This window comes from Streptomyces sp. UG1 (assembly GCF_049974585.1).
Classification (GTDB): Bacteria; Actinomycetota; Actinomycetes; order Streptomycetales; family Streptomycetaceae; genus Streptomyces.
Map to the genome: position 1 here is coordinate 182,777 of NZ_JBNGGG010000004.1, position 14,904 is coordinate 197,680.

19 protein-coding genes are annotated in these 14,904 nt (G+C 68.2%); 9 read left to right on the forward strand and 10 right to left on the reverse strand.

Features of this window, described 5'->3' with window-relative positions; translation table 11 throughout:
• Positions 1-40: 40 nt before the first annotated feature.
• Genes ACP4J3_RS06250 through ACP4J3_RS06260 form a run of 3 tightly spaced genes read left to right on the forward strand, consistent with a single transcriptional unit; the run spans position 41 to position 3,751 of the window.
• Positions 41-262 carry a helix-turn-helix domain-containing protein gene (locus tag ACP4J3_RS06250; protein ID WP_426531224.1) on the forward strand — a complete coding sequence of 74 codons (222 nt, stop codon included), beginning with the start codon at positions 41-43 and terminating at the stop codon, positions 260-262.
• Complete coding sequence (locus ACP4J3_RS06255) at positions 259-615, forward strand: hypothetical protein (protein WP_426531226.1); 357 nt, start codon at positions 259-261, stop codon at positions 613-615. The genes ACP4J3_RS06250 and ACP4J3_RS06255 overlap by 4 nt, the downstream gene beginning before the upstream one ends.
• Positions 608-3,751 carry a hypothetical protein gene (locus ACP4J3_RS06260; RefSeq protein ID WP_426531228.1) on the forward strand — a complete coding sequence of 1,048 codons (3,144 nt, stop codon included), beginning with the start codon at positions 608-610 and terminating at the stop codon, positions 3,749-3,751. The genes ACP4J3_RS06255 and ACP4J3_RS06260 overlap by 8 nt, the downstream gene beginning before the upstream one ends.
• Before the next feature lie 79 nt (positions 3,752-3,830).
• On the opposite strand, the gene ACP4J3_RS06265 is transcribed toward ACP4J3_RS06260, so the two are convergent.
• The 4 genes from ACP4J3_RS06265 to ACP4J3_RS06280 form a co-directional block, all read right to left on the reverse strand.
• Positions 3,831-4,142: a hypothetical protein gene (locus ACP4J3_RS06265; RefSeq protein ID WP_426531230.1), complete on the reverse strand. Its 312-nt coding sequence runs from the start codon at positions 4,140-4,142 to the stop codon at positions 3,831-3,833.
• A 596-nt stretch (positions 4,143-4,738) separates the two neighbouring features.
• Positions 4,739-4,861, reverse strand: coding sequence for a hypothetical protein (locus ACP4J3_RS06270; RefSeq protein ID WP_426531232.1), 123 nt, complete (start codon positions 4,859-4,861; stop codon positions 4,739-4,741).
• Between the two features lie 182 nt (positions 4,862-5,043).
• Positions 5,044-5,253 (reverse strand): hypothetical protein, encoded by a 210-nt coding sequence (locus tag ACP4J3_RS06275; RefSeq protein ID WP_426531234.1) that lies wholly within the window; start codon positions 5,251-5,253, stop codon positions 5,044-5,046.
• Positions 5,250-5,627, reverse strand: coding sequence for a DUF6415 family natural product biosynthesis protein (locus tag ACP4J3_RS06280; RefSeq protein ID WP_426531236.1), 378 nt, complete (start codon positions 5,625-5,627; stop codon positions 5,250-5,252). The genes ACP4J3_RS06275 and ACP4J3_RS06280 overlap by 4 nt, the downstream gene beginning before the upstream one ends.
• Before the next feature lie 171 nt (positions 5,628-5,798).
• On the opposite strand from ACP4J3_RS06280, the gene ACP4J3_RS06285 reads away from it, so the two are divergent.
• Positions 5,799-7,088, forward strand: a complete 1,290-nt coding sequence (locus ACP4J3_RS06285; protein ID WP_426531238.1) for a helix-turn-helix domain-containing protein — start codon at positions 5,799-5,801, stop codon at positions 7,086-7,088.
• Between the two features lies 1 nt (position 7,089).
• Here the strand turns inward: ACP4J3_RS06285 and cutA are convergent, their stop codons facing one another.
• The gene (gene cutA, locus ACP4J3_RS06290) at positions 7,090-7,416 is read right to left on the reverse strand and encodes a divalent-cation tolerance protein CutA (protein ID WP_426531240.1); all 327 of its coding nucleotides are present in this window, start codon (positions 7,414-7,416) and stop codon (positions 7,090-7,092) included.
• Between the two features lie 230 nt (positions 7,417-7,646).
• On the opposite strand from cutA, the gene ACP4J3_RS06295 reads away from it, so the two are divergent.
• Positions 7,647-8,114: a hypothetical protein gene (locus ACP4J3_RS06295; protein WP_426531242.1), complete on the forward strand. Its 468-nt coding sequence runs from the start codon at positions 7,647-7,649 to the stop codon at positions 8,112-8,114.
• 129 nt (positions 8,115-8,243) lie between these two features.
• Here the strand turns inward: ACP4J3_RS06295 and ACP4J3_RS06300 are convergent, their stop codons facing one another.
• Both ACP4J3_RS06300 and ACP4J3_RS06305 read right to left on the reverse strand, forming a co-directional pair.
• A complete protein-coding gene (locus ACP4J3_RS06300; RefSeq protein WP_426531244.1) occupies positions 8,244-8,636 on the reverse strand; it encodes a hypothetical protein in 393 nt (130 codons plus the stop codon).
• Between the two features lie 63 nt (positions 8,637-8,699).
• A complete protein-coding gene (locus ACP4J3_RS06305) occupies positions 8,700-9,089 on the reverse strand; it encodes a hypothetical protein (protein ID WP_426531246.1) in 390 nt (129 codons plus the stop codon).
• Between the two features lie 209 nt (positions 9,090-9,298).
• Here ACP4J3_RS06305 and ACP4J3_RS06310 point away from each other — a divergent pair, with 209 nt between their 5' ends.
• A complete protein-coding gene (locus tag ACP4J3_RS06310) occupies positions 9,299-9,619 on the forward strand; it encodes a hypothetical protein (protein WP_426531248.1) in 321 nt (106 codons plus the stop codon).
• 73 nt (positions 9,620-9,692) lie between these two features.
• The gene (locus ACP4J3_RS06315) at positions 9,693-9,908 is read left to right on the forward strand and encodes a hypothetical protein (protein ID WP_426531491.1); all 216 of its coding nucleotides are present in this window, start codon (positions 9,693-9,695) and stop codon (positions 9,906-9,908) included.
• A gap of 22 nt (positions 9,909-9,930) precedes the next feature.
• Here ACP4J3_RS06315 and ACP4J3_RS06320 read toward each other — a convergent pair whose 3' ends face one another.
• Both ACP4J3_RS06320 and ACP4J3_RS06325 read right to left on the reverse strand, forming a co-directional pair.
• Positions 9,931-10,167 carry a hypothetical protein gene (locus tag ACP4J3_RS06320; RefSeq protein WP_426531250.1) on the reverse strand — a complete coding sequence of 79 codons (237 nt, stop codon included), beginning with the start codon at positions 10,165-10,167 and terminating at the stop codon, positions 9,931-9,933.
• Positions 10,168-10,186: 19 nt separating this feature from the next.
• A complete protein-coding gene (locus ACP4J3_RS06325; RefSeq protein WP_426531252.1) occupies positions 10,187-10,525 on the reverse strand; it encodes a hypothetical protein in 339 nt (112 codons plus the stop codon).
• Positions 10,526-10,821: 296 nt separating this feature from the next.
• Between ACP4J3_RS06325 and ACP4J3_RS06330 the strand changes: the two genes are divergently transcribed.
• Both ACP4J3_RS06330 and ACP4J3_RS06335 read left to right on the forward strand, forming a co-directional pair.
• Positions 10,822-11,964: a helix-turn-helix domain-containing protein gene (locus ACP4J3_RS06330; RefSeq protein WP_426531254.1), complete on the forward strand. Its 1,143-nt coding sequence runs from the start codon at positions 10,822-10,824 to the stop codon at positions 11,962-11,964.
• Complete coding sequence (locus ACP4J3_RS06335; protein WP_426531256.1) at positions 11,961-12,500, forward strand: hypothetical protein; 540 nt, start codon at positions 11,961-11,963, stop codon at positions 12,498-12,500. The genes ACP4J3_RS06330 and ACP4J3_RS06335 overlap by 4 nt, the downstream gene beginning before the upstream one ends.
• 196 nt (positions 12,501-12,696) lie before the next feature.
• On the opposite strand, the gene ACP4J3_RS06340 is transcribed toward ACP4J3_RS06335, so the two are convergent.
• Positions 12,697-14,826, reverse strand: a complete 2,130-nt coding sequence (locus ACP4J3_RS06340) for a cell division protein FtsK (RefSeq protein WP_426531258.1) — start codon at positions 14,824-14,826, stop codon at positions 12,697-12,699.
• Positions 14,827-14,904 lie beyond the last annotated feature (78 nt).

Genomic DNA, 14,904 nt, shown 5'->3' on the forward strand with positions numbered 1-14,904 from the left:
ATGTATTCAGCCGTAAGATCTTTGTAGGAGGTGGACAATAATGGACGGTGTTGGACGTGAGGAGTTGCCGCCGCGGGTGCGGGCGGCGGTGCTGCTGGCGATGGGGCGCAGCACGGAGGAGATAGGGCCCGAGGTTGGGGTGTCGGGGCGGACGGTGCGGCGTTGGCGGTCGCGGCCGGAGTTCCGGGCGGATGTGGTGAGGGTGCGGCGCAGGCTGCTGGACGGGGCTGTGAGCTCGTTGGTGGGCGGTGGGGTCCGGTGAGCCGCCAGAAGGCGCGTAAGGCGCGCAGGAGCCAGCCAGGGCACGACGGCGGCGTGTTCCTGAAGTTCGACAACGCGGGGGACGCGAGGGTCCGGCTGGAGGGCATCACCGAGCGGGAGTACCTGCGGGTGCGGGAGCTCGCGGGCACGGGCGACATTCACGATCCGCTGGTCATGAAGTTCATCCGGGCGTTCGCCAGGCAGGTCGGCCACGACCTCGACTCCTACCCGGACCCGTGGACGGACAGCCAGACCATCGAGTGCCTCAGGTGGCTGGGCTTCGTGCCCGAGGGCGAGTGGACCGCACTCGACGACATTGAGCTCGCCGGCATGGCGGGGGGCCTCGATGGCTGACGACGTCACGATCACAGTTCATGTGCGGGACCTGACGGGCCCGGGGTTCAACTCCGTCAACCGGAACATCAACCAGTTGCAGCGGAATGCGAACGGCACGGTTGTCACGCTGCGTGGTCTCGGCGGTCGGCTTGATGACGTCGCCTCGTCTGCGGCGAACGCCGGCCAGAACCTTGGCGGCGGCATGGGCCTGCGCGGCCAGCTCATCGGCGTGGCCGCGGCGCTTGGCACGACGCTGCTGCCGACGATCGGCGCGGTCGCCCCGATGCTGACCGGGCTCGCGGCCGTGGGTGGTGGCGCGGCGCTGGCGATGGATGACCTGAAGAAGAAGGCGAAGGAGCTCAAGGGCCCGTTCGAGGAGTGGCAGAAGGTCGCGAACAAGGCGGTCGCCCCGCACACCGAGAAGGCCGTCAAGAGCCTGAAGGGGGCGATGAAGGATCTCACTCCGGTGATCGAGACCGGCGCGGACACCTTCGGCCGGATCACGGAGAAGGCCGCCAGGTTCGCTGATTCGCCTGCGTTCAAGTCGTCGCTGGCGAAGAACGCCGAGATGGGCTCCAGGTGGGTAGAGGAGTTCGCCGGAAGTATCGGCCGGTTCACGCAGGCGTTCCTCGACTTCGGCACCAAGTCGCAGCCGGCGCTGGATGCGTGGGACAACCTCCTCGGCGGGCTCCTGGACACCGGCTTGCCGTCGATGTTCAAGGAGTTGGAGCAGGGCATCGGCGGATCCTCGCAGATGCTGAGCGGCTTGGGCTCCTTCCTGAATGACAGCCTCCTGCCGTCGCTGGGGAAGATCGCCGGGTCGTTCACTGATGCGTTCGGGCCGCTGCTGGGCGAGATGTTGCGGACCGCAGGCGACGCGCTCCGCGGCCTGGCCGTGGTCTTCGAAGGCCTGATGGAGATCGCCAAGCCCGTGGCGCGGATCATGGCCGATGGCTGGCATGCGGTTGTCGATGTCTTCAGGATCGGCAGCGAGGTCGCGGGGTCGTTCGCGAAGAACGTCGGTGGGGCGCTGCTCGGCGCGCTGCTGCAGGTGGCTGGCGTCGACACTTCTGGCATGACGGGCGGCTTCACGAAGCTGTCGGACTGGGTGGACCGGAACGAGAACTCGCTGCGCACTGCGTTTTACAGCGTCGCGCAAGCCATCACTGACATGGTGATCACTGGGCTGGAGTGGGCGCCGAAGCTGTTCGACGCCTTCCACGGGACGTTCCGGGGGATCCTCGAAGGCGTCGACCTGATCGTGAGCCAGCTCGCCGACAAGTTCGGTGGCCTGCCGATCGTGGGCGAGCAGTTCAAGGAGTGGGACAGGAGTTTTGGCACGTTCAAGGATGATGCGCTCGCTGGCCTTAGCGATATCGGTGCGGGCCTGCACTCCCTCGCGGATGAGTCGATCCCGCGTGCGAGCAGGGCGAAGCTGTCGATGGACGTTGACTTGGCGGAAGGGAACCTCAACCACATCAAGGAGCAGTTGAAGGACCCGGAGCTGACCAAGGAGCGCCGGGCGAAGCTGACCGCCGACAAGAAGCAGGCCGAGGACGCCCTGGCGGAGGCGAAGAAGCGCCTGAAGGACTTCGACGGGAAGAAGGCGACCGGCAAGATCGACGGCAATGCCCAGCCGTTCTTCGGTGTCCTCGGCAGGGTGCTGTCCGCACGGGTCAAGGACAAGACCGGACGCATCAACGCCAACACTAACCCGTTCTACAACGCGGTCGGCGGGATCGCAGGCCGGGTGGTGGGCACGTCGTACATCAATGTCGCCTACCGGCAGGTCGGCTCGGCGGTCGGCGGTATCGCCGGACTCCTTCAGGCCGATGGCGGGATCGTGAAGTACTACGCCGACGGCGGTGTCCGCAACGAGAGCCACATCGCACAGATCGCCCCCGCCGGGTCATGGCGTGTGTGGGGGGAGCCGGAGACCGGCGGCGAAGCCTACATCCCCCTCGGCCCGTCGAAGCGGCAACGGTCCCGCGAGGTGGCCGAGGAGACGGTCAGCATCCTCGGCGGCGACGTGCAGTGGTTCGCGCGGGGTGGTGTGACGAAGGCTGAGGCGCAGGCCCGCCGCGAGGCACGCAGCGAACTCACCCTGAGCTATTTCGGCACACGGGCCGGATACCGCAACGACGAGTTCGTGCACCAGCTCGGCATCAACAAGTCCCTCACCGGGTCGGGCGGCCTCGTCGACTCCCTGAACAAGTGGCGCAACGTCATCCTGAAGACCACTCACGGTCTGCAAGAGGCCCGGCTGCTGACGTTGTTCAAGCACGGCGGCGACAATCTGATCTTCCATCAGAAGGCGTTGGCGAAGGTCACCGCGTCGTTGGAGAAGGCCCGCGACAGGCTCGACAGCCTCAAGGACGCAGCGGCCCAGCTCAAGTCGTCGGTGTCCGCGGGGATCGTGTCCGAGGCGAACATCACCAAGGCGGCGAACGCCGAGGATTCCCGGGTGACGATCAACACGGTGCTCTCCCAGATGACCGCGTCGGCGTCGAACGCGAAGCAGTTCACCGTCATGCTCAACCAGCTCAAGAAGCGCGGCCTGGACAAGGGCCTGATCTCCGAGATCGCCCAGGCCGGTGTCGAGGGCGGCGGCATGGAGACCGCGGCCGCGATCCTGGGCGGCAGTGGCGCGCAGATCAAGCAGTTGAACAAGCTGCGGGCGCATTTGACGAACCAGTCGCGGGCCGCGGGGGATGTTGCGGCGGACGCCATGTACGGGGCCGGGATCCGGGCGGCTGAGGGTCTGGTGAAGGGGTTGAAGGCGCGGGAGGACCAGATCGAGCGGCACATGCTATTGCTGGCGAAGAAGATGGAGTCGGCGCTGAAGCGGGCGTTGGGGATCCGGTCGCCGTCGAAGGTGATGGAGGAGATCGGCGGCTTTACGGCGGATGGGTTCGCGCTGGGTATTGAGCGGAACCGCAAGGTTCAGCCGGCGTGGGCGTCGATGCTGAACGTGCCCCGCGGCGGGGCGCCCGGTGGGGCGCGGGCGGCGCCTGCCGTGCGTGGTGGTGACCGGCCGATCGTGCTGAACGTGAGCCTCGGCACTCAGGAGTTCGGGCAGATCTGGGTGGACGTCGGCCGTCAGGAAGTCTCCACCCGCGGCGGCGTGAAGGCCACTCTGGGGAGGCTGGAATAGATCATGGCACGTACCGCGAGAGCAGCGGGCGCGTGGCACGGCTGAGGGGTGGGCGGCAGTGCCCACCCCTCAGGCATGTCTACGGCGCGTCGCTCGTTGCCGCGTCGACGGCAGCCCGGTGCGCGTCGTCGTAATCGTTCAGCGTGCCCAGGACGCTGCTCTTGGCCGTGTCGTCGAGGCTCGCGCAGGTGTCGACCTGGTCCAGCATCGGCGTATCGGGGTCGAGGCTCGGGTACGCCTTCACGAGGTCGGCGAGGCAGTCGTCTCGCGGGTCATCGGCTGGCGCGCTGCTCGAAGATGGCAGCGGGGCCGCGTTGTCGTCACTGCCGGGCAGGCAGGCCGTGAGTGTGGCGGCGAGCAGGGCCGCTGCGGCGACTGTGCGGACACGCATGGTCCCCCAAGGTGTGTGGCTGAGCGGGCATCCTGCCGCACGGGGAGGCAGCGTGTACGGGCTTTCGGGAAGGCCGTCACCCGCCCGCCCTCGTGTCGCCTGGGGTGCTGAGGGCGGGCGGGAGTCGAGGGAGGCCCCGCCCATCCGCCACGGGGGAGGCAGACGAGCGGGGCCGGTCAGTGGCCGTTCACCGCTGAGGCTGGTTCTCCTGCCTGCGCGGCTGAGGCGGGCCGCCTGGCGGTGGGCCGCCCGGCGGATCCGGTCCCGGCGTCGTCGCCGGCACATCTATCCTCAACGTGTTCCCCTCCTCTCGTGAGGGTTGGGAGCCAAGGCGCCTCGGCCGTGTGACCTTTGACGGGGTGAGCATGGACGGGGCGCCGGGAACCTACTCGTTCAGGCTGCTGACTGAACCGCTCGACTCGGCTTCCGCCTCTCCGTGGGCCAGAGGACACACGTCCATCCCGAACAGGACAGGCATCATCTGTTGAGTGGGGTGGACCGGGCAGTACCGGCGCCCGCGGACGTTGTCCAGCCTCCACTCCTCCTCGTCGAGGTCCTTTTGGGTGGGTGGCTTGTAGCCGTTGCGAGCGGGCATGTCAGCTTCTCCTAGGCGTGGTCACGCCGCCGGGGGTGTTGTCGTTCGGCGGGGGCGTGGGTGGGTCGTCCGGCGGCTGCGGCACGGGCGGCCAGGTTCGGACGTTTCCCAGGGTGCTGCGCATGGCTACCTCCCTTCGGCTGGTCGGCCGACTACGGTCAAAGCCGGTCGGTCTCTTGACGGGGACTTGCCGCCCCGCCCCGGGGCGTGACCTGTCCATGGGTGGAGGCTCCGGGGCGGGGCCTTGCGCACCCCTCCCGCCGGAGGTGTACGGCCTCGGGTGGGAGGGGAGCCGTGGGGCGTCGGTCACTCGCCCGACAGGGCGCGGGCAACGAGGACGCGGGCGAGGATGCGGGTCGCCGCCTGGTCCGGCTCCAAGAGGTCGACGTGCGCGCGGTGCGCCCAGATAGCCCACCCGGGCCCGGAGTTGCTGGGCTCATGTCCGACGTAGACGGCGTCGTCCGCATCCTCGATCGGCACGTCGCAGGCCCGGCAGATGGGCGGGGCGCCGGTCACCGGTGATCGCCGCCCAGGTTCTCCAGGTGGTCACACAGGGCGTTGACTGACCGGGCGAGGCGTTGGGCGTGCGCGATGCCGGCGGGCAGGTTACGGCCGGGTTCGAGACCGAGGCGGATGCGTGCCTCGCCGATGCACGCCAGGGCGCAGGCGCGCGGCACGTCGTCCTCGGGGAGCTGGCGGGCTGCGGTCTCCACCTCGGGGATTGTGAGCATGATGTGCCCGCGCAACTGGAGTGTGAGCGTGTCCAGTTCGTCGGGCATGGGCAGCTCGGAGTCCTCGGCGAGGAGGCGGCGCGCGGTGGCGCGCATGGTGTCCAGGTCGACCGGCGTCCGCTCTGCCGTGGCGGCGGGCGGCGTGGTACTTCTTGGCATTGTCGGCGCTCCCTCGAAGCGATCGGCCACGCCCCGGGAGGCCACCACCTCGCCGGGGTCTGAAGGCTCAACCTTGCGAGCGCATACGGCTTCTGACTTCCCGCCGAGGGGTACCCATCATGGGTACCCTCACGTCAGACCACGCCATCACCAAGCGCGACGGGGCACCCCATGACCGGTCACGAACCGCCAACTGCGCTCCCTCGTGAACTCCTTGAGCGCCCCGACGTGCGATCCGCCCTGGCTGCCCACGACTTCGGGACGGTGTTCTACGTCGCCCGCGCCGAGGCGGGCATCAGCTACTCGCAGATCGCCGCGGAGTGCGGCATCAAGCCGGAACGGGTCGGCACGCTCGCCAAGGGCAACGGCAAGGTGACCTCGTTCGAGAAGATCGTTCGCATCGCCGACGTGTTCCGGATCCCGGGCCACATGGTGGGGCTCGCGGCGCGGCCGTGGGAGATACCGCCCGACGGGCCGGCCACTGCTGCACCGCGCCGGGAGTTCCTGAAGACCTCGGCGGCGGCGAGTCTCGCTGTCGGCCTCCCCGAGCTGTCCCGCCCTGCGACGGGCGGCCGGGTCGGCGGCGACCTCCCCGCCAAGCTGCGTCAGCGCACCGCGCGCTTACGGCGCCTCGACGATGTCCTCGGCGGCGGCGACACCTACCGCACCTACCTCGGCGAGTACCAGTCCACCAGGGCACTGCTGCGGCACCGTACGTACACGCAGGAGACCGGGCGCGGGCTGCTGTCGGTGCTCGCCGAGCAGGCGCAGCAAGCCGGTTGGGCGGCGTTCGACGGCGGCCGGCATGCCGAGGCGCGTGGCTTGTACGAGGCGAGCCGGATAGCCGCGGTCGATGCGGGGGATGCGGCGCTCGCCGGGAATGCGCTGGCCTTCCTGGCGTATCAGGGGCTGCGGGAGGACCGGCAGGCCGCGGTGCAGACCGCTGCCCGCTCGTGCGCTACGGCTGGCCCGGACGCGGCGCCGGGCGTACGGGCGCTCCTATACGAGCGGCTCGCGTGGGCGCACGCAGTGGCGGGCAACGCCGACGAGACGGAGCGCGCACTGGACGCCGCCCGGGCGGCGCTCGCCGAGGTCGACGGCGCACCGCAGCCGGATTGGGCGGCATGGGTCGACGAGACTGAGTTGCAGATCATGTCCGGCCGGTGCTGGACCGAGCTGCGCCGCCCGCTCCGCGCGGTGCCCGTCCTCGAAGCGGCGCTCGCCCGGTACGACGACTCGCACGCGCGGGACAAGGCGCTGTACCTGTCGTGGCTCGCCGACTCGTACTTGACCGCGGGGGAGGTCGAGCAGGCGGCCAAGGTCACGGGCCGCGCCCTCGACCTGTCCTCGGGGGTGGCGTCGGTGCGGCCCCGTGAGCGGCTCGCGCCGGTCCTGCATCGCCTCGGCGAGCACGAGGCGCTGCCTGCGGTCGCCGATGTCTTGGAGCAGGCTCGCGGCTGACCTACTCGGCGGGGGTGGTGTTCGTGGCGATCCAGTCGAGGCAGCCTTTCGACCCGGCCTCGATCGCGACGGCTGCGATCTCGGGGTTCTGCCACGGGTGGTGCTTCAGCAGGTGGGCCTCCAGCTCGGGGTAGCGGGCCCGGGTGGTGGTCAGTAGCAGCTTCCATTCCTCGCCGGTGCCGAACTCTCCGTTGTGCCAGAACGCGGAGGTGATGGGGCCGATGATCTGCGCGCCGGCGGCGAGCCGTTCGGCGACGGCGGTACGGGCAAGCTCAACGGCTTGGTCGCGGGTGGGGGTGGCGGTGGATACCTGGAGGAAGTCGGTCATGGGCGGGAGCGTATGCGGCGGCCGTGGGCACACGAAAGGCATCCAGACAGCTCGTCACGGCCGCGATGGGGCTTCCACGAACCGCCCGGATGCGCGCCCCTACGCCCCGGATGATGCTGAAGGTGTGACCGGATCCATTCGATTGATCGGATCCGTCGTCGCTGACCAGAAGCGGTCGTGTGCGCGTCGACGGAGCGATCTTCGGCAGGGGTCGTAGGAGGCTGGAGGAGATGGATGACGCGCTCCTAGTCGCCATTGTGGGCATCGTAGGAACACTCGCGGGAACCGTGACCGGCCCATTCGTCGCCGAACGGATGCGCCGCACGAGCCATCGCGCCGAGTTGGTCTGGGACCGGCGTATCACGGCATACGCGGATCTCTTGCGGGTCGGCGCCCGGGCTGTGGACAACGCCCGTGAATGGGCGGTCTTCCCGGATGCGGATCTGGAAGAGAGCGACCCAGATGAACTGAACAGGCTGTTCTCGCAGATCAGGGTGATTGCGAGGTCAGATGTCCATGACAAGGCCATGGCCTTCTTTAGCGCGGTCCAGGGCTTCAACACGCACTTGGTGCGCGTCCGGATGGGCCAGAAAGACCAACAGGCGCCCATGGCTGCGGCAGCAGATGCGGCGCGCGACACGTACAAGCAGATGGAGGCCGCAATCCGCAAAGAGGTGCGGCGCAGTACGGACGCCTGAGCGCTGTGCCCCTGCCGGACCGCCATCCAACCGCATAGAGGATGCGGTTGGTTGGCTTTGACCTGCGCATTTCTCGCCTTGACGGCACTCGTCTGGCACACCAGGGGAGTCCAAGAAACAGGACCGTGGCTACTTCGCAGCCCTCGGCGTCCACTTGTCCTCGCTGGACTGCTGAGGAGCTAGGCGGTTCACAAGTCCCTCGACCAGATGGAAGTCGCCTTCGGCGAGAGCGTCGACCTGAGGTGCGATGAGCTTGACTCGACCGGAGACTCGGGGCGGCGCGATGCCGAACCATTCTTCGACAATCATGGCTCGTACCTGGTCTTGAGTCGTGCCAAAGAGCGCAGCGATCCCTGCTATCTCCGAGTCGTAGAACGGGGGCTGGGTGGTCTCGTCGTATCGGGCGACGCGGCCCCACCATGAAGCTTTGCGAACCCCGTTGCATGCCTGCTCCATCTCGGTGAGCGTCATGTACTGGGCGAGCTGTTGCGCCCTGGCGGTGAAGGCGTAGCGGTCTGGCATGCACGGCACCATATCTTCAAAAGCATGGATTGCGTCATGCAAAATGTGGAGCCTGCTCGCGAATCAGCAGTTGCTCCAGGAGTAGTCGTCGGTAGCGGCCTCGACGCACTCCTCCATGTCGTTACGCAAGTCGTTGACGGTGTCTTGCTGCACGCCTTGGTCGATCGTGTCGAGGAACGTCTGCGCGTACGCGAGCTGGGTGGTGCTGAAGCACCCGGGGTTCTGCAGGACCATGTTGGCCAGCAACCGGCCGTTGGTCCGCTTCTCCTCCACCGGTCCATCACCGCCAGACGAGGCGCCGTCGAGGTACTCCTGGTACAGCTTCCGGGGCTCCGCACAACCGGCGGCGGTGGTGTCGGGGTCGGGGGCTGTGAGGCGACCAGCGGCGAAGCCGCCGCCAGTGAGGAGCACGGCGGCGGCGGTTATCCCGAGGATGCGGACTGCGGAAGCCATGGGGCATCTTCCCGCTCACCGGGCTCCGGCGTCACGGGTTCGGCGCCACGCGTTGTGCATCCGCCGACCGATGCGCAGCCGGAGCTTGGCGCTGAACTGGGGCCCGCGCCGTCTCAGGCCTCACGACTCCCGCCGGCGTGTTCCACTCGATCGCAGGGTTTGCCCCCCGGGGTCCGCTGGACGAAGCGGAAGGTGGGGAGCGATCTGCCATGAAGAGAGAGCAGCGCCGCAGCGAACCTGTCAGCCCGATCCTTGAGAACTTCTACGACATCAAGCAGGCCCCCGTACGACTCGGTATCCGGAGCGTGGACGACCCCACCCAGAGTGGCGAGCGCTGGCTCCGCAACGGGTTCAACCGCCCCGCCGACGGCAGCAAGGGCCGCCCGTTCCCCGGTAGGTACCTGGGGAAGAAGCTGATGTTCAGCGAGTCGGACCTTGCGGTCATCGCTCAGATTGCGCAGGAGGAGGCTGAGGCACGACGGCGGTCACGCCCCAGCAGGGGGCGCCGACGGAGCACCATGAGGCGCTGATCCTGCGCCGGGGCTGTCCACGTCAGGATCGGGTGAGGATGCGGGCAGCCGCATGCTGAGCGAGCCTGGCGGCATGGCGTCCGTGATGCCCGTGGTCGTGTACCCGCCTGACGAGTACGGCGGCCGGCGCGTGCGTATCGACGGTGAGCTCCTCGGCCGGGCCTACTCGCTGCGGGACGTCGCCGAGTTCCTGCGCAGGGCCGGGGTCGAGGACGTCGACGAGACGGACGTCGAGCAGTCCGGCCTGATCGAGTGGCGGGGCGGCGGTCCAAACGTGTGGAAGCACTGAACGCGGAGGGCACCGCCCGAGATCACTCTTCTGGTACGAGTTCGTCGGGCTCCAGCGAGAAGAAGACCACGTAGGCGTCTTGCGGGGCCCCATAATCCCTGGCCGTCCTACTGAAGAGGCGGTTGTAGAGCTCCTGGCGACTGGCCCCGGGCAGCGGGCCGCAGTCGGCATCCGCTGTCCCCACATGCCAGACGCGACCCTCACGCCACGCGATGGTGATGACCCAATGCCAGCGTTTGCGCACGAACTTCTGCATCATGGACTGCTGACTCTTCCTGTCACGGCTCGGGTTGCCTGCGCCGACGGAAGATCTCCGCCTCGACCGCCTCGACGGAGCCGAGCCGGTGGCCCGGATACCAAGCCGCCTCCGCGGCCTCACGGGGCGTACGGGATGCACGCTCGGCGACCGCGTCGAGGAGCGCCTCGGCTGCCGCCCGGATGGCCTGCTCTCGGGTTGGCGCCGGCCGCGCCTTCGGTACAGGACCCGCGGGGCGGGTCATGATGCGGCGGAGTTCTTCGACGAGCTCATCGCTCGGCTCCGGGGCGAGCTTCACGCGCTCGCGGATCTTCGCAACGGTGTCGGCGCCGAGGATCGCGAGGCGCTCTTCGTCGGTCATGCCGGGAGCCTGCCCGGGCACGTCTCGCCGTGCTCCGCCTGATCGCGGGGTTTGCTCAGGCGGATGGGCCAGCGTGAGGGCGATCCCCGGGCGAGCCAGGCTGACGGTATGGCCTCCGCAGATCCCCCGCCAGGCAGCAGGACACGACGGGTGACGCGCTGGCAAAACGCCCCTCGCGACCCAACGTCCCCGCAAGCTGCTTGAGCAGCAGTTTTCGCGCTGCTGGAGATCGTTCACGCAGGTGAGAGGCCCTGCAACCTGTTTCGATTTTCGAAAAAACCGGGTACCCTGGAGGCATGCCGAACGAGGAAGAAGCCCTACAGAACCGCGTCCGGTCACTGATGCAAGTCGCGGGGATGAACCAGACTCAGTTGGCCGAGGCCATCGGAATCACGAACCCGAAGCTGTCCCTGTCCCTCAGTGGAGATCGCCACTTCTCTACCTACGAGCTGGCGGCCATCGCGGAGCATTTCCGTACAACCGTGGACTATCTGCTCACAGGGAAGCAGCCGCCTACGGCCGCTCTCGCCGCCCGCGATGCCTCGCACGAGTCCCCAGCGTGGGAGGCAGCCGTGAAGCGCGCCGAGAGCCTCGACGAGACCGAGGCCGCACTGAACGATCTCGGAATCGCTCAGGGCATGTCGCCACTCGCCAACTGGGAGCGCCCCACACTCAGCGGGCTAGCGATCGCCGACGGCCCAACGCTGGCTGAAGCTGCACGCGCCCTCCTCGCCGATGGCTTCCGCGCTGACATGCCCGGCGCGATCGAAGCCGCCTTCGGCATCCACGTCAGTGCTCAGACGTTCGGCCCCGGCTTCGACGGCCTCTCCTGGCGGAGCGAGGACTGCCGCATCATAGTGATCAACACCGATGCCGCCTGGAGTCGCCAACGCTTCACTCTGGCTCACGAACTGGAACATCATCTCGCGGGCGACGTTGACACACGGGGCCTCCTTGTCGACGAGGACGTGATGTCGACGCACCACCGCATCCCGGAAATGCGGGCTAACTCGTTCGCCGCCGCGCTGCTCATGCCAGATCAGGAGATCCGGAAGCGAGTCAAAGGCACTGTGACGCCAGCATTGTTCGCGTCTATGGTCGGCGATTTCCTTGTCTCCTCAGATGCACTGGCTTGGCGGCTCAAGAACCTGGGCCTCGTCGATGACGCCGAGCGGAGCCGCCTCGCCCGTATGCCCGCAGCCGAGGCGGCGCGAGAGGGCGGCTGGGAAGACCGCTACTTTGAGCTGGTCAAGCATCAGAGCAGGCAGCGGCTCCCCGAGGCGCTTGTGGAGCGTTCTCTGCGGGCATTCGTGGCTGGCGACATCAGCGCTCAGTGGCCGGCGCGCGTCCTCGGCTGCGAGGCAGACCTGCTCCATGAGGCTTTGGACGGAGCGGCGAGCGAGGTGGCCGAGGACAAGGAACCGGTGTTCACTCCGTGACGATCCTGGTGACCGACGCCTGCTCTGTGATCAACTTTGCTGCATCAGGCGATATGGAATTGCTCAAGTCGGGCCTTTCGGTACGCACGCCTCGTTGCACACAGGCTGTGGATGCCGAACTGCGCAAGTGGGTCCACAACTTTCCGGGACTGCGGCCTTTGCTCGATGAGAGCTGGCTCGGTGAGCCGATCGAGCTGAACCGGAAGGAGGACCAGAAGGACGTCGGCCGCCTCCGTACCGCACTCGGCGGTACCCGCAGTGAGCCGACTCTCCACCTGGGAGAGGCTGAGTCCATCCACGCGATGCGCACGCGAGGTGAGCTCGCCGGGGCGGTACTGCTGACCGACGATCGGGACGCGACCCGTATGGCGGCCCGCAGCAGCCTCACGACTTGGGACACCACGCGATTGCTCGCGGATTTCCACGCCAGTGGGGATCTGGAGTGGGAAGAGGCGCAAGAAGTCCTTCGACGGATGGACGGAGCCGCCCGCGGGGTTCGCATACCCGCGAGTTACCACGAATTCACACAAGGCTGACCACGATCCTGCAAGCCCCAATGCCGCAACAGGGAGGGAGGCGGCGGAGGGGAGCCTGAACCCCGTTTCCGGGCCTCCCGAGGGGGTGCCTCCCTGGACTCCCTCGCCTCCCTAACCTGTCGTTTCCGCAGGTCATGTACAGGGAGGCAGGGCAGGGAGGCGGGTAGGGAGAACTCCCCGAGATCCCGGCGCCTCCCTATTCCTCGACACCGTCCTCGGCCTCCTCGGCGAGCCGCTCCAAGATGGCGTCCTGCACCCGCTCGCGGCCGACGACCATCACACCGTTCGACTTGTACTGCTGCGCCCCATACGGCTCCAGTGCCCGCTTCAGATCGGCCGGCCCCCACTCGCGGTACGCCTCGGGCTTGTGCTCGGCGAGCCGGTGCAGCAGCTCCTGCACGGGCACGCGGGTGTCGTCGCCGAGGACCGTGTTCACGTCGGTCAGCGGGTCGGCCGGCTCGAACGTCGGCACCTCCCACACCCCGTCATCGTTCTGGAACGCCTTCAGGGCCCGCTCGACGACCGGCGTCACCTCGTCGACGCCCCGCTCCGGGTCGCGGGCGACGTAGTGAGAGCGGATGATCTCGAACGGCTTCGAGGTGAACCCGTAGGTGACCGCCGTACCGACGTCCTGGCCGGGCACCAGCTCGGTCGCGCGGATGCCGGCCTTGTACTTGCCGGATCCGAGGAGACCGTCGTTGGCGACCTGGTCGCCGACCGCGAACGCCACCCGGTGGGAGGTGTTGCGGGTGACGTCGCGCGGGATGCTGTCGGCGGTCGGGGAGACGGTGACCCAGATGAGGGTGATGCCCACCTTCCGCGCCTTCTTCATCACACGAATGGCCAGCTCAGCGGCCTCCTTGCCGTAGTCCTTGGACATGAACAGCTCGTGGCACTCGTCGAACACGACGACCTTCGGCCGCATCCGCTGGTCCTTCAACGCGAGTTCGCGGGTGAGCTTGGTCGACTCGCCGCCGAGTTCCTCCAGCAGCTTGCCCCGCTCGGTCACCTCGTTGGACAGGCCGCGCAGCGCGTCCAGGGCGGCCCGCAGGTCTTCGGGGTCGTCGCCCTTGACCAGGGTGCGCAGCCGGGGCTTGAGCGGGTCGTAGTCCACGTTCGTGGCCATCACGTACACCTCGGCGATGACCAGCGGATCGAGGATCGCGCCAAGCAGCAGAGCAACCACGATCGAGGTTTTGCCGGAGCCCATGATGCCGCCGACGATCCAGTTCGCTGCCATGAGCTTGCCGATGATCGGCTCACCCCGCTGCGAGACGGCGACGGGCACCCCCTTGAAGTAGTCGGTCGTGCCTTCGGTGAGGAGCGGCCACGCCGGCACCGGGCCGTTCAGGGAGCCCTGGTCGGCGACCCACAGGTCGAGTACGCCGGGCTGATTCGGGGGCTCGGTCGGCCACGTCTCGACGGGCTTGCGCATCAGGTTGTGCGCGAGGACGTTCTTCTTCGCGTTGACCATCTCGACGGTGACGCCGAGCGGGAGCTGTAGCTGCGTGTGGTAGCCGTTGCCGAGACGGGTCGTCGGCTGCACCCAACGGGGCTGCCAGCCCTCCTTGATGGCCGCGTTGAGCTGCGGAATCGACAGCTTGCCCAGCGCGCGCAGGATGGCGTTCTCGTCGGGGATGACGCCCTGCTCGCCCGTGTCCGCGGGCAGCGCCCACGTGGGTGCGGTCTTCTGGTTGCGGCCGACCGCCCACGCGCCGGCCAGCAGCAGGACCGGCAGGGAGTACAGCATCGGCTCCCAGATGATGCCGGCGACGAACGCGACCCAGCCGACGAACTCGATCACGGCGTTCGTCGGGGCGAGGACGTCCGCCGCGTCGTGGTTGTAGACGGCCACCATGATGCCGAGCATCAGCAGCAGGCCGCCGAACCCGACGGCCGCGGAGGCGATGGCCCGCGGCGCGTTCAGCGCCATCTGCAGCAGGTCCATGCGCCGCTTGTGCCGGGCGAACCGGTAGGCGTAGGCACGCTGTTCCCAGGTGCGCAGCAGCTCCTCGTTCCCGGCGGCCTCGGCGATGCGCATCATGCGGGCGTGCACGGCGGTGGTGCGGGCCTCCCAGCCGCGGCGGGTGAGGATGCGGGTACCGCCCCAGATGTAGGAGCCGTGCCGTACGAGGACGCGATATCCGTCGTCGGCGCGCACTTGGACGACGAGGCGCCGGAGTGAGTCGATGCGGATACGGCGGCGTGCCCGCGGCTTGTCGGCGGCGGCCGGGGCGGGTGTCTCGGGTTCGGGGGCGAGTTTGAGCAAGGACACGGCCGGGCGGGCGTGCCCGTTGACCCGCTGCTCGGGGGTGGTCTCGGTCATGCTGGGGATCTCCTGTTTCGTTGCGAAACGGCGGGAGGCCCGGGGGCGGCGTGGCTGTGGAGGCTGGACGCCGTCCCC

Excerpts from the sequence above, each read along its gene's own strand:
- ACP4J3_RS06250 (WP_426531224.1), top strand. The coding sequence starts at position 41 with ATGGACGGTGTTGGACGTGAGGAGTTGCCGCCGCGGGTGCGGGCGGCG.
- ACP4J3_RS06260 (WP_426531228.1), top strand. The coding sequence starts at position 608 with ATGGCTGACGACGTCACGATCACAGTTCATGTGCGGGACCTGACGGGC.
- ACP4J3_RS06265 (WP_426531230.1), bottom strand. The coding sequence starts at position 4,142 with ATGCGTGTCCGCACAGTCGCCGCAGCGGCCCTGCTCGCCGCCACACTC.
- ACP4J3_RS06270 (WP_426531232.1), bottom strand. The coding sequence starts at position 4,861 with ATGCGCAGCACCCTGGGAAACGTCCGAACCTGGCCGCCCGTGCCGCAG.
- ACP4J3_RS06280 (WP_426531236.1), bottom strand. The coding sequence starts at position 5,627 with ATGCCAAGAAGTACCACGCCGCCCGCCGCCACGGCAGAGCGGACGCCG.
- ACP4J3_RS06285 (WP_426531238.1), top strand. The coding sequence starts at position 5,799 with ATGACCGGTCACGAACCGCCAACTGCGCTCCCTCGTGAACTCCTTGAG.
- cutA (WP_426531240.1), bottom strand. The coding sequence starts at position 7,416 with ATGACCGACTTCCTCCAGGTATCCACCGCCACCCCCACCCGCGACCAA.
- ACP4J3_RS06295 (WP_426531242.1), top strand. The coding sequence starts at position 7,647 with ATGGATGACGCGCTCCTAGTCGCCATTGTGGGCATCGTAGGAACACTC.
- ACP4J3_RS06300 (WP_426531244.1), bottom strand. The coding sequence starts at position 8,636 with ATGCCAGACCGCTACGCCTTCACCGCCAGGGCGCAACAGCTCGCCCAG.
- ACP4J3_RS06305 (WP_426531246.1), bottom strand. The coding sequence starts at position 9,089 with ATGGCTTCCGCAGTCCGCATCCTCGGGATAACCGCCGCCGCCGTGCTC.
- ACP4J3_RS06310 (WP_426531248.1), top strand. The coding sequence starts at position 9,299 with ATGAAGAGAGAGCAGCGCCGCAGCGAACCTGTCAGCCCGATCCTTGAG.
- ACP4J3_RS06315 (WP_426531491.1), top strand. The coding sequence starts at position 9,693 with ATGGCGTCCGTGATGCCCGTGGTCGTGTACCCGCCTGACGAGTACGGC.
- ACP4J3_RS06320 (WP_426531250.1), bottom strand. The coding sequence starts at position 10,167 with ATGATGCAGAAGTTCGTGCGCAAACGCTGGCATTGGGTCATCACCATC.
- ACP4J3_RS06325 (WP_426531252.1), bottom strand. The coding sequence starts at position 10,525 with ATGACCGACGAAGAGCGCCTCGCGATCCTCGGCGCCGACACCGTTGCG.
- ACP4J3_RS06330 (WP_426531254.1), top strand. The coding sequence starts at position 10,822 with ATGCCGAACGAGGAAGAAGCCCTACAGAACCGCGTCCGGTCACTGATG.
- ACP4J3_RS06340 (WP_426531258.1), bottom strand. The coding sequence starts at position 14,826 with ATGACCGAGACCACCCCCGAGCAGCGGGTCAACGGGCACGCCCGCCCG.